This window comes from Halomicroarcula saliterrae, from assembly GCF_031624395.1.
GTDB lineage: Archaea > Halobacteriota > Halobacteria > Halobacteriales > Haloarculaceae > Haloarcula > Haloarcula saliterrae.
The window spans coordinates 326,525-339,313 of the sequence record NZ_JAMQON010000005.1; the positions used below are offsets into that span (position 1 = coordinate 326,525).

Genomic DNA, 12,789 nt, shown 5'->3' on the forward strand with positions numbered 1-12,789 from the left:
ATGAGTTCAGACCACACACACGATGAGGCACCGCCGTTGACCGAGGAGATCGCACCGGGCACTGCAGCCGACCCCGCGGTCGGCGGCCCCGACCGGGCGACCGTGACCGTCGACGGGACGAGCGTCACGGTCGAGCCGGGGGCGACCCTGCTCGACGCCGTCGAGGCCGTCGAGACCGACGATTACGTCCCGGCGCTGTGTAGTTACGACAGACAGGAGATCGGCCCGCGCAGCGAGTGTCGCACCTGTATGGTCGAGACCGACGCCGACGGCATCGTCCCGGCCTGCAGCCACCCGGCCGAAGACGGGGCGACCGTCAGTACGGACGCCGAGGCGGCCGCCGAGGCCCGCGACGTGAACCTCGACCTGGTGCTCTCGAACCACAACCTCAGGTGTACGACCTGCGGGAAGAACGGCCGCTGCGAACTGCAGGACGCCGCCATCGAACAGGAAGTCGAGGAGCCCCGCTACGGCGTCCTCGACGACCGCGACGAGTACGAACCCATCGACGACACCTCGTCGTTCATCCAGATCGACCGCAACAAGTGCATTCTCTGTAACCGCTGTGTCGAGGCCTGCAACGACGTGCAGGTCGAGGGCGTCCTCCGGATGGAGGGGTCGGGACAGGACACCCGTATCGGGTTCCAGAGCGACGCCGAGACGATGGAGGACTCGACGTGTGTCTCCTGTGGGCACTGCGCGACAGTCTGTCCGACCGGCTCGCTCGTCGAGAATGGCATCGAGGACGCGACGACCATCCCGCTTCCGGGCTTTACCCAGAAGAACAGCATCGGCAAAGCAATCGAGAGCAGCGGGAAGTCGAAGGGGCCGATGACGCCGAAGAAACGCGCCACGGAGCACGAGAGCGACCCAGCCACGAACGGGTCGGCACCGAACACGCCGACCATCGCCGACCGCGCGAGCGACGACGAGTCGAACGCGGAGGACGCAACAGACGACTGGGCGGGGTTCGACGGAGGTGAGTGGCCGTGAGCGACGACCTGGACGGCGTCGCGGGCTACATGCAGCGGGCCAAACAGCAGGCCATGGAGAACGTCGAACACGTCGCCGAGGGGGTCGCCGCAGACGCGCTCTCGGAGGGCAAGCTGTTCGAGATCGCCCAGTCCATCGGCGACAAGCGACTCGAAGAGCTGAACGTCGCGGACACGACGTGTGGCTACTGCGCCGTGGGCTGCCGGTTCGACCTCTACTCCGACGGCGAGGAGATACTCGCCGCCAGACCGACCGACGAGGAGGACGCCCCGGTCAACGGCATCTCCACCTGCGTGAAAGGGAAGTTCGGCTACGATTTCATCAACTCCGACGACCGGCTGACGACGCCGCTGGTGCGCGACGAGCACGGCGAGTTCCGCGAGGCGACGTGGGACGAGGCCCTCACACGGGTTGTCGAGGGGCTGGGCGGTATCAGGGACGAACACGGCGGCGAAGCGCTGTCGCTCATCGCCTCCTCGAAGGCGACCAACGAGGAGAACTACCTGATGGGCAAGTTCGCCCGGCAGGTACTGGGGACCAACAGCGTCGACAACTGCAACCGCCTCTGTCACTCCTCGACGGTCGCGGGACTGGCACAGACGTACGGCTACGGGGCCGCCTCCATCAGCACGGAGGACCTCGAACTCGCGGACTGCATCCTCCTGACCGGGTCGAACACCACGGAGGCCCACCCCGTGCTGGCGACGCGCATCAAGCAGAACGTCCGCGACGGCGCGGACCTGCTGGTGTTCGACCCCCGCGAGATACAGATCGCCGAGTACGCCGACCAGTACAGCCAGATCAAACCGGGCTACGACGCCGTCTGGATAAACGGCATCACCCGATACATCATCAACAACGAGCTCTACGACGAGGCGTTCGTCCGGGAGCGGGTGACCGGCTACGAACCCGAGGCGGCGCCCGACCACGAAGCCGCGGACGACCGCGAAGAGCGCGTCGAGAAGCGCGAGACCGGGTTCGAAGCGGTGCGGGAGGCCGTCCAGGAGTTCACGCCCGAACGCGTCGAGGAGGTCACGGGCGTCCCGCACGAGGAGATCGTCTCGGCCGCCGAGACCATCGCCGAGGCCGACGCCTGCGTGTTCGGCTGGACCCTCGGGCTCACGGAACACTCCCACGGGACGGAGAACGTCCTCGCGATGGCGAACCTCGCCGCGATCACCGGCAACCTCGGCAAGCCCGGCGCGGGCGTCTCCCCGTTCCGGGGCCAGAACAACGTCCAGGGCGGCGGCGGCGATATGGGACCGCTCCCGGACAACTTCCCGGGCTATCAGGACATCGCGGACGACGACGTCCGCGCGAAGTTCGAGGAGGCGTGGGACTGTGACATCTCCCCGGAGTACGGCTACTACACGACACAGATGTTCCTCGCCGCGGACGAGGGCGACATCAAGGGGATGTACATCATCGGCGAGAACGCCGCCCTCTCCGAACCCGGCGTCAACCACGCCGAGGCCGTCCTCGAAGACCTCGATTTCCTCGTCGTGCAGGACCTGTTCGTCAACGAGACGGCCCAGTACGCCGACGTAGTGCTGCCCGCGTGTTCGTTCGTCGAGAAGACCGGGACCTTCACCAACACCGACCGCACGGTCCAGATGGTCAACAAGGTGATGGAACCGAAGGGCGATTCCCGCACTGACTGGGAGATACTCCAGGCCCTCGCCAACCGAATGGGGCGGGACTGGGACTACGCAGACACGGCCGAGGTTATGCGGGAGGTGAACTCAGTGACACCGCTGTACGGCGGCATCACTCACGAACGCATCAAAGAGCACGGCGGCCTCCAGTGGCCCTGCCCCGACGAGGACCACCCGGGGACCGAGCGCCTCTACACCGAGACGTTCAACACCGACAACGGCAAGGCCAACCTCCAGGGCGTCGGCTACAGCGAACCGGCGGAGATCCCCGACAAGGAGTACCCGTTCTCGCTCACGACCGGGCGGGTGCTCTACCAGTACCACACGGGTACGATGACCCACCGCGAGGAGGGCATGATGAAGTACACGCCGAGCGACTTCGTCGAGATACACCCGGAGACCGCCGATTCCCTCGGTGTCGAGAGCGGTGATCTCGTGGCGCTCGAATCGCGGCGGGGCGAAATCGTCGTCCCGTCGCAGGTGACCGACCGGGTCGGCCCCGACAACGTCTTCGTCCCCATCCACTTCGCCGAGAGCGCGGTCAACAGGCTCACCGACGAGGAACACCTCGACCCGGCCGCCGCGACGCCGGAGTACAAGGTGTCCGCCGTCCAGTTGCGGGCCGCCGGGCCGGAGGCCGAACCGACGATGGCGACTGCGGAGACGCCCATGGGGGACGACTGAGATGGCGAAACGACAGCAGTCCTATCCGACGTCGGCGACCCACGGAGAGCGGGAAGACGCCACCGACCACGAGGGGCGGGCCGCCCTCGAAGAGGCGCTCTCCGAGCGCGGGGACGAACTCGCGGCGCTCGTCCGGAGCAGCGACGAACTGGACGACGCGCTCACGACGGCGATTCTCGTCGCCGCCAGCGCCGACGACGACGAGGTCCAGCACGTCACGGACTCGGCGTCGAACCTCGTCGAGGCCGCGGACGGCCTCTCGACGGACGGGGCGGCGTCGCTGGCGGCCGAACTGGGCGAGAACGCCGACGACCTCTCGGACTCGCTGGAGACGGTCGTCGAACTCCAGCGCGAGGGCCACGTCGACGACTTCGCGACGGTCGCGACGGCGCTTACGGACTCGCTCTCACCAGAGGAAATCGAAGAGCTGGTGACGATGCTCGAGGAGGGCGGCGGCGACATCGTCGACGCGCTGGACGTGGTGCTCGACCTCCAGCGGAACGGCGACCTCGAAGCGCTCGTCGACACGGCACAGACCCTCTCGGCGCTCGATCTGGACCCCGACGCCGTCGAGGGCATGAACGAGCTCGTCGGCGCCGTCGGACAGGCCCAGCGGGAGAGCGAGCCGAGGGGGCTGCTCGGAACCGTCTCGGCGCTCCAGTCGGCCGACGTGCGAGCCGGGCTGGGGTACCTCGTCAGCGTGCTCCAGGCGCTGGGACGAAGCGCGAGGCACCGATAGGAGATGCCACCGTGACCGAGCGAGCGACCACGGTCTGCCCCCTCTGTGGGGTCGGCTGTCGGCTGAAAGCGGGCGATGGAGGGCGAGCCCGGGGCGTCCCCGGCCCCGCCAACCCCGAGGGCCGTCTCTGCTCGAAGGGCGTCGGGGCCTTCGACGTGGGCGATGACCGGGTGACGGAGCCGCTGGTCCGGCGTGACGGGCGCCTCCGACCGGTCTCGTGGGCGACGGCGCTTGACCGCGCCGCCGAGGGCCTACGCGCCGTCCGAACGGCTGTGGGGTCTGACGGCCTGGCGTTCCTCGGCGCGCCCCACTGCACCAACGAGGAGAACTACCTCCTCCAGAAAATCGCACGCACTCTCGGCACCAACAACGTGGACAACCGGGCGCGGCTCTGTCACGTCTCGGCCGCACGGACACTCGCTGAGCGGCTCGGCTGGCCGGCGACGACGAACAGCCTCGCTGACGTCCGCGAGGCCGACGTCGTCATCGTCGCGGGCGCGAACCCCGCCGAGCGACAGCCGATCGCGTTCAACAGTTTCGTCAGGCCGGCAGTCAGAGACGGGACGACACTGGTCCACGTCGACCCAGTCGCGAACGAGACGACCCGACTGGCCGACTACCACGTCGCCCCGCGGCCCGGCCGGGACGCGACGGTGTTCGACCTGTTTTCCGCCCGGTTGCTGGCCGACGGGGACGGCGTCGACCGGTCGTTCGTGGCCGACCGGACGCGGGGCTTCGACCGGTTCGGGGAGTCGATGGCCGACTACGACCGGGAGCGCGCAGTCAGCGCCGCCGGCGTCGACGCGGACAGCGTGGCTCGCGTCGGCGACGAACTCGCGGCCGCCGACACCATCGCGGCGATGGTCGGGACCGGAATCGAGGGCGGCGACGGCGAGACGGCGGCGGCGTTGCTCGATCTCCTGTTGCTGACCGGCAGTGTCGGCCGGCCCGGAACCGGTCTGTTCGTCCTCCGCGGCCTCGCGAACGAGCAAGGGGCAGTCGACGCGGGCTGTGTACCCGATTACCTTCCGGGGTATCAGCCGGTGACCGAGCGCGCGGCTCGCGACCGGGTCGCAGACGAGTGGGGCGTCACACCGCCGTCGACGCCCGGGAAGAACGCTCGGGAGTTGCTCGCGGCCTTCGGCGAGGGAGTTCGGGGCGCGCTCGTCGTCGGTGAGAACCCCGCCGTCTCGAAGCGGGAGCGGGAGTGGCTACAGCGGCGGCTCGACGGGCTGGACACGCTCGTCGTCGTCGACATCATGCCGAACAGTACCACAGAACACGCAGACGTGGTCCTCCCCGCGGCAGCGGGCGTCGAGAAGTCCGGGAGCCTCACGAATCTCGAACGACGGGTGCAGCGGTTCCCCCGGGCGGCGACGGCGCCGGGAGACGCCCGCCCCGACCTCGATATCCTCTCGGAGTTAGGGGCACGGCTGACCGGGAAGCCAGCGTCGTTCGACTACGATGGTCCGGAGGCAGTGTTCGACGAACTGTCGCGGGTCGCGCCGACACACGCCGGCATCGCGTACGCCGACCTCGACGCCGGCGGCCGCCAGTGGCCGTTCGATTCGGACGGGGTCCTGTACAGAGCGACGTTCGACACCGACGACGGCCTCGCGGCGTTCGGGACGGCACGGTCGGTCCCGGAGCGTGACTCGGCCGACAGTCTCAGGCTCGTGACCGGCGGCCGCACGAGCGAGTTCGCCGACGATTCCGCGGCGACAGCAGTCCTTCGGCTCGCCGCGGCCGACGCGGCCGAACGGAACATCGACGCCGGCGACGAGGTGATTGTCACCGACGGAGTGACCGAGGTCGTGGCGACAGCGCAGGTCGACGAGGGGACCCGGTCGGGGACGGTCTATCTCCCGGCTATCGTCGCCGATCCGCTCTTACGCAGCGGCGGCTCGACAGTACGCCTCGACCCCGCGTAGTCGGGTACGGCTCTTTCTTCGAGAAGGGGACTCACGGAACCTTGGCAGATCGGACCACAGATACGCAGTCGAAGGGGGCCGTCTTCGAGTTATCGCGATCTCGAAGCGGGTGGTGATACGTCGGGTACCGATTCGTAGATGTCTCCGCAGGACTGCGCTTACCTGTTGTAACTGGTCGGAATCGGCACGACACCGTGGAAGTCGAAGAGGTCCTCGACGAAGGCCTCAACGCGGCCCGGATTCTGCGGCACCGTGACTGCGGGGAGGTAGAACTTCTCCGTCGGTTCGTGGCGTGCGTGGGTTTGTGTTTTGCTCGCGTTCATCTCGTTTCACTGTTGTACCCCCAGACACATATCCCGATGGGCGGAAAATTCCAGATGTTTATAGCGGTCAAAATATGCATTATCGTTCGTTAAAATGTCTCGACTGGATAAGCCACGTCAAATGTCGGCACGACAATCTCGGGCTTTTCGTCGAGCTGTTAAAAGATAGCTAGTTCTATAGATATTATAAATCGTGTATCGTCCACGTTTAGTATAGTGTGCTATCGTGCGACAGCTAGCCGCTGTAGAACGATAGATTCAGGCCGCGACAGCGCCCTTCCTGACCGAGAGAACTAGAGTCTCCTTCCCAGTAGGTGGTAATGGAGCTTTTGGTTTAAATCTGTTTGAAGGTGCCCTGAGCCGCTCTCTCGCGTATTGAACGTACAGGGATGGCACCCCCTGTCACACGCGTCCGACGGTGTTTTGCGAAACAAGTTCGGTGACCCACAGACGCTGTGAGATATGTCTCTCTGCGTGGTCTTCTCAAAAAAGTATTTGGATCATGTATTTTGGATATTTTGATATGTAGTCTGTAAATACGAATTTGCCGAATATTCAGAGTGGCGATAGGTCCAGACGTCGAACGGTCCCACCCGTGTGCTTCGACCAGAGCTGAGCGACCGCAGTCAGAGCCGTATTTTCTGGAACGCTCTTGCGTAGGAGATTGTGGATACTGTTGAGCGGTAGCCTGCTCCTGATACCCGCGCGTGACGTTCGGGCATTTTTGTCCGCTCACCGGATTCGGACCGCTCCACACCGACTCGACGGCATGGGAGCAGATCCCGATTCGCAGTCATAACCGCTGGAGAATCAGTATCAGAGTTGTATAGCAGGCCCACCGTCACTGCTCAGTGTCGGGCCGGTCCTGTGTCACCGTGATCGACACCGATCCCTCAAACGGACAGTGCGGGCACGCGATCGTCGGCTTGCTCCCGAGTCGCTGTGGGTCGCGAGTCGTCGCCAGTGCTCGGCGGCAGGCAACAGATACGGGTGGGGCTTCCCTGTCGAGACGCGTATGCTCGTCAGTGGCTGTGGGGACTGGCTCAGGTTCGTCCGGCCGATGCACTAACAGCGTGCTTTGACTGCGCTGCACAGGTTTACCTCCGATACCGCCGGTCTACACGGAGAGTGCTACTGAGTGCGAATGTACTGGCAGGTCTACTAGCTATGCAGTAGTTTTTTGAAAAACCCAGATATAGCAGGGGTATGTCTGTTCTCGACTCTGAGACGCGTATTAACGCGTCTCTTGACGACATATGGGAACTTTATTCGGTAGCTGACCTACGCCGCAAAATAACCCCTGGGTTCCTCTTTGAGCTCAAGGAGATAAAGGGCCCCGACGGTGACCACGGTCCGGAAGTGTTAGAGACTGGCTCTACCGTCGCTTTCAAAACTTGGATTGATTTCGACCAGCCGTTGGTTTTGCGGATTGTTGAGCGTGAGCGGTCGGACGACGAAGCGATGTTTCGTGAGGAGATGGTCCAAGGGTCATTTCCCAAGTGGACACACACTCACAGGTTCCGGACTGTCGGTGATGAGACTGTCGTTCACGATCACGTCGAATACGAATTGCCAGACAAATGTTGGCCGACCGGCCAACTCATCTGGCCACTCGCTATAAGAGCGATGTTCTGGATGCGACACAAGAGCGTCAAACAAGAATTTACTTCGAATTTCACACTAGATCTAGACGATGCCGACATCGGCATCGACTTATAATCACTGCCTTAATATTTTTCGCTCAGTGAGGAATGTATTAATACACTGAATTGTTGATACTGCTGAGCGCTAGCTACAGAGTCGAAGAGGACAAGGGCACCGCACCGCGAGCAGGAGTCGTTGACACTCTCTACCGACGGTTTTTGGGCGTACGATCCGCTTGCAGACGACGACGCATTCATCCGCGAATACGTCGTCCACGGCGACGGCGAATACGCGGCCGACGAGGTACACGTCAATACCTGCGAGAGCCACGCGTCGCGGGTGCGACTGTGGCTCTCGCCCCATCGAGGCGTCTCCAAGGACAAGTTGACACAGTATCTCAGAGCGTTCCAATCCGGCGAGAACTATACAGAAAACCAGGGCGAGACGCACTCAAACACGCTATCCGAGCGACGCTCTGAAATCAACAATGTGCTACGCAAGAGCGTTTCTGGAAAACGGAACCCACACCGACTGCCCCAGCCGGGACAAGCGAGTTCTCCGCGTGACGGGCTGGTGCTTTCCTCGGCAGATAGCAAACTGTTGAATAAAAAGTCAGAGGGAATATACAACATATTTATCTGTTGTACTCCGCATAGCTTGACCCAGAAACTGGGCCGTAACCTGAACGCCACTCCGCGTCGATCATCGAGTCACTCACTGCCGGCAGCCACTGCCTGCGCCGAATCCGTCGGCTCGTCGACTTCCAGCGGCCGGAAGCCGGACACGGGCGGATTTCGGATCTACTCTGACAGACGAGAGGTGGGAACACGAGCGGGTTGCTGCCCTCGCCCAGACGATACCTTGGAGGAGATATGAAAGATAGATTATCACGTCAGAGCGAAGAGAGCGATAGTCCAGTCCGACTGACAGTCGAAAACGTCGGCGGTATCACCGACGTCGACCTCGCGATCACAGATGGGGTGACGCTGCTGTCAGGACGCAACGCGTCGAACAAATCATCGCTGTTGCGTGCGCTAGCGGGCGTACTCGGTGGCCCCGTGCCGCCACTAAAGAACGATGCCGAGAGCGGGATGGTCCGATTGACGGTCGACGACACAGAATACGAACTGGAACTGGAACGCCGGAACGGCCAGACTGTCGCGACCAACAGCGACGTGTACACGTCTTCTGCTGTGCTCTGTGAACTGTTCGTTGCACTCACCGAGACCAATCCGATCCGCCGGGCCATCCTCGCCGGGGACGACCTCTACGACCTCCTGATGCGCCCGGTCGACACGGCCGCGATCAGAGCCGAGATCTCCCGCCTCCGTGACCGCAAGGACGCGCTCGACGACCGCCTCGCGGAACTCGACTCGATGGAGAGTCGTCTCCCCGGAATCCGGTCGCGCCGAGAGACACTGCGGGACCGGAAGGCGGAACTGGAGACGGAGCTCCGTTCGAAGCGAAACGAGGTCGAAGAGCTGGAAGCCGAGGCAGACGACGTCACCGACGATCTCAAGGACAAGCGCGAGAAGCGAAACGAGGTCCGTTCCCACGTCAGGGCCCAAGAGGACGCGATCGAATCGCTGGAGTCGGAACTCGACGAGGTCACGACGAAACTCTCGGAGCAACAGCCGACCTCGGACGGGACGTCCGTCGAGGAGATAACGACGGAACTGGACCGCCTCCATCAGCAGAAACAGGACCTCACGTCCAAAATCAACGCTCTCAGTTCGATCGTCGAGATGAACGCCCAGTTGCTCGACGACGAGGCCGACATCCCCGACTCGATGACCGAGGACGACGTGACCGCCAAACTGAACCCCGAATCCCGGCAGGTCAACTGCTGGACGTGCGGGAGTACTGTCGACGAGGCACAGATTTCAGAGCAGGTCGAGACTATCGAGAGCATCGTCGTCGCAAACCGGGACCAGCGGGACACGGTAACCAGCCGCATCCAGTCACTGACCGAGCAGCGCCGAGAACTGGAGAGCCGCGCTGAGCAAACCGAACGGCTCCAACAGCGCCAGGAGGATATCTCCGCGGAACTCGACCGACGCCGAGAGAAAGTCGAGACCCTTCAGTCGGACCTGCGATCCCTGGAGTCGGACATCGAAGAGCTCCAGCGGGCGACCACGGACGACCCGGACGAGGAGGCGCGGCTACAGGGCCTCTACGACGATATCAGTGACCTCGAGTACGAGCGTGGCCGCGTGGCCAGCGACCTCGAATCCGTCGACGCGGAGATCGACGAGATAGAGTCCGAAATCGCCGCTCGGGGAGATATCGAGGCAGAGCGCGAGTCGGTCGCGACCGAGCTGCGTGACCAGCGCGACCGAATCGAAAGCATCGAGCAGGACCTCGTGAGCACGTTCAACGAGATGATGCAAGAGGTCCTCGACGCGCTGGGCTACGACTCCGTAGAACGGATCTGGCTAGAGCGCCGGGCCGAGGGGAACGGCCGGCTCTCCGAGTCGGCGTTCGAGCTCCACATCGTCAGGGCGAACGAGGAGGGCGAAGTCTACGACGACACGGTCGACAGTCTGAGCAAGAGCGAGCGGGAAGTCATCGGACTCGTCGTCGCGCTGGCAGGCTACCTCGTTCACGACGCGGGCGAGGCCGTCCCGTTCCTCGTCGTCGACGCCGTCGAGATGTTCGACGCCGAACGCATCGACGGGCTGATGGAGCTGTTCGACGCACACGCCGACTACGTCGTCGCCGCTGTTCTCCCGGAGGAAGCGTACGAACTCGAGGACGCCTACGACACCGTCTCGACGCGGTCGTTCACTGGCACACCCTGAGTGTCACTCTTCCGTACAGGAACAATGCCCCTCCGTGAGGAGGGTCGAGAACGTGTACTCGTCGTTACACTCCGAACACGCCACCCTGACACTCACGGTCACAGAGGGGGCAGCGATCGCTAACGTATCCTGTCTGCAGAGCCGTTCGATGGTCCGCAACGTGACCGATTCGATGCGTGAGACGAGCTTGTGTACCGTGTTTCGCGCCTGGGCGACAGTGAGAGTGCTTTCGCGCGTGGTCTGGATGCCGAGACAGTCGTTGAGGTGGGTCCGAACTGTCTGATAGCTCACGAAGTCGTCAGTCACGGAGTCGGGGTCGACGCCGTTCCGACGGAGCCTGGACTCCGCGTCGACCCGTTTCCCGGCCGTGACTTCGTCATCGGTCAGAAGCCGATACAGATTCGACGATTCGCCGTCGATGGTCTCCATCCCCGCCGACGCCATCGCGGTTCGCAGCACCGCCTGGTTGAAATACCGCTCCAGGTCTCGCAGACTCTCGCCGTCAGCCCACCGGGTCTGGAGGCGTTCTTCGATGTCGGTGAGCCCCCGTGCCTCGGTCACCCTGTCGATTTTGCACCCGCCGTCCGACGTTCCTTGCATCGCTTCGGGGGTACGGTGGCAGCATATTTAATTTCGGGTTCTGGAGTTGACGGTCGTGTGGTTCTGTTAGGTCCGCGGTAGTCATATCCGGAGTGTTGTCTGTGGTCCCCAGTAGCGGTTGTCCCGAACAGGTTCGGGTTACGCCGTCGACAGGTCGCTGACGACCTCTCGCCGGACGTGCTCTTTGACTATCGCTTCCTCGGCCCGATGGAGGGTGTTAGAACAGGTGGACTTCGCGACGCCGATGCGGTCGGCGAGTTCGGTCAGCGAACACTGCCGGGGCGTGTCGTAGTATCCCGCTGCGACTGCCGCCTCGACGACCTCCCGCTGGCGGTCGGTCAGTAACCGTTCCCGGGCCGTCTCCTGACGGATGTATTCCACCGAAAAGGGAATGCCGAACTCGTCCAGTTGCGTCCCCAGCTCCGAGAGCTGTTCCGTCGGGGCCGTCACTTCCCACGTTACCTCGCCGTCCCTGATATCGAACGGCATCTCCAGGGGCACGCTGGACCCGCGGGCCGGCAAGAGCAGGAGTGGGTTCGAAGTCTCGAACTGAACCAGCGCTTCGCCGTCCCCGCGCTGGAGCACTTCGATTTCCGTGACGTCGTCTTCGGCTCGCATCGCGGCGACGACGGAATCGGTGGTCTGCCCGGCTATCTCTATCAGCCCGACCCCCGACAGGCCGTCCGGGATAGCCGCGAGGACTCGGATCTGTGTCTCGGGATGGCTCCGAGTGAGCTCTCCCAGCCATATCTCCTCCGGAACCGTGAGCCTGAGTTTCGCGCTCGGCATGCGTGGCCGTGTTCGGTCCCCGGTACCGTCAGTGTTCCCGAACATGTTCGCCAGTACTGGCTTAGCCGTCCGGAACATTAGTCTATAGTGACAATTGGAACGATTCACACACCGACCGCACTGTCGTCGTGCGGTCGGGTGTGCATTGGCTACTATAGGAGAGGCAGCTACGCTCACCCATGGAAACCGTCACAGTGACAGAGACCGTCGACGCCGACATCGACGAGCTCCGAGACGCGATGACCGACGTCGGCACGTTCATGCGCGCCGCCGAGTTCGACGACGTGGGCGTCGACGGCGATGTCGTCCGAATCACCAACCACGTCGGGCTCGCGACCATCGAACTGGAGCTGGAGCTCTTCGAGGACAGCGACGCCGTTCTCGCCTACGAACAGCGCGACGGCATCTTCGACGAGATGGTGACCCGGTACACGTTGACCGAGACCGCCAGTGGGGTCGAAGTCGAGGCCACCACGGAGTTCGCGGTTCAGGCGCGGCTCGTCGGGCCCGTCCTCGACGCCACCGTCGTCTCGCGCCAGCGCCGACGGGAACTGCGGGCGCAGTTCGACTACCTCGCGACCCTGGCCGAGTGAACCGAACCTGTTCGGCACACGGGCTACGAAGCAACGA

At 63.7% G+C, this 12,789-nt stretch carries 10 protein-coding genes and 1 pseudogene; 8 read left to right on the top strand and 3 right to left on the bottom strand.

What is annotated here, in order from left to right:
* From NDI56_RS17560 to NDI56_RS17575, 4 genes are read left to right on the top strand one after another with little or no spacing between them, the layout of a single operon-like run.
* The gene (locus NDI56_RS17560; protein ID WP_310920995.1) at positions 1–993 is read left to right on the top strand and encodes a 2Fe-2S iron-sulfur cluster-binding protein; all 993 of its coding nucleotides are present in this window, start codon (positions 1–3) and stop codon (positions 991–993) included.
* Between the two features lie 29 nt (positions 994–1,022).
* Positions 1,023–3,332, top strand: a complete 2,310-nt coding sequence (locus tag NDI56_RS17565) for a molybdopterin oxidoreductase family protein (protein ID WP_417936039.1) — start codon at positions 1,023–1,025, stop codon at positions 3,330–3,332.
* A 1-nt stretch (position 3,333) separates the two neighbouring features.
* The gene (locus NDI56_RS17570) at positions 3,334–4,071 is read left to right on the top strand and encodes a helical membrane plugin domain-containing protein (protein ID WP_310920997.1); all 738 of its coding nucleotides are present in this window, start codon (positions 3,334–3,336) and stop codon (positions 4,069–4,071) included.
* Positions 4,072–4,082: 11 nt separating this feature from the next.
* Positions 4,083–6,002, top strand: a complete 1,920-nt coding sequence (locus NDI56_RS17575) for a molybdopterin oxidoreductase family protein (RefSeq protein ID WP_310920998.1) — start codon at positions 4,083–4,085, stop codon at positions 6,000–6,002.
* A gap of 158 nt (positions 6,003–6,160) precedes the next feature.
* Here the strand turns inward: NDI56_RS17575 and NDI56_RS17580 are convergent, their stop codons facing one another.
* Entirely contained in the window at positions 6,161–6,325 is a 165-nt protein-coding gene (locus tag NDI56_RS17580; protein WP_310921000.1) for a hypothetical protein, read from the bottom strand.
* Between the two features lie 1,206 nt (positions 6,326–7,531).
* Here NDI56_RS17580 and NDI56_RS17585 point away from each other — a divergent pair.
* The 3 genes and pseudogenes from NDI56_RS17585 (at position 7,532) to NDI56_RS17595 (ending at position 10,770) form a co-directional block, all read left to right on the top strand.
* Positions 7,532–8,044, top strand: coding sequence for an SRPBCC family protein (locus NDI56_RS17585; protein WP_310921001.1), 513 nt, complete (start codon positions 7,532–7,534; stop codon positions 8,042–8,044).
* A gap of 102 nt (positions 8,045–8,146) precedes the next feature.
* Positions 8,147–8,448 (top strand): annotated as a pseudogene (locus NDI56_RS17590) (transposase); the annotation flags it as partial.
* 393 nt (positions 8,449–8,841) lie between these two features.
* Positions 8,842–10,770, top strand: a complete 1,929-nt coding sequence (locus NDI56_RS17595; RefSeq protein WP_310921002.1) for an archaea-specific SMC-related protein — start codon at positions 8,842–8,844, stop codon at positions 10,768–10,770.
* 3 nt (positions 10,771–10,773) lie between these two features.
* Here NDI56_RS17595 and rdfA read toward each other — a convergent pair whose 3' ends face one another.
* Positions 10,774–11,370 carry a rod-determining factor RdfA gene (rdfA, locus tag NDI56_RS17600; RefSeq protein WP_310921003.1) on the bottom strand — a complete coding sequence of 199 codons (597 nt, stop codon included), beginning with the start codon at positions 11,368–11,370 and terminating at the stop codon, positions 10,774–10,776.
* 138 nt (positions 11,371–11,508) lie between these two features.
* Complete coding sequence (locus NDI56_RS17605; RefSeq protein ID WP_310921004.1) at positions 11,509–12,159, bottom strand: helix-turn-helix domain-containing protein; 651 nt, start codon at positions 12,157–12,159, stop codon at positions 11,509–11,511.
* A gap of 179 nt (positions 12,160–12,338) precedes the next feature.
* On the opposite strand from NDI56_RS17605, the gene NDI56_RS17610 reads away from it, so the two are divergent.
* The gene (locus tag NDI56_RS17610; RefSeq protein ID WP_310921005.1) at positions 12,339–12,752 is read left to right on the top strand and encodes an SRPBCC family protein; all 414 of its coding nucleotides are present in this window, start codon (positions 12,339–12,341) and stop codon (positions 12,750–12,752) included.
* Positions 12,753–12,789: the final 37 nt, after the last annotated feature.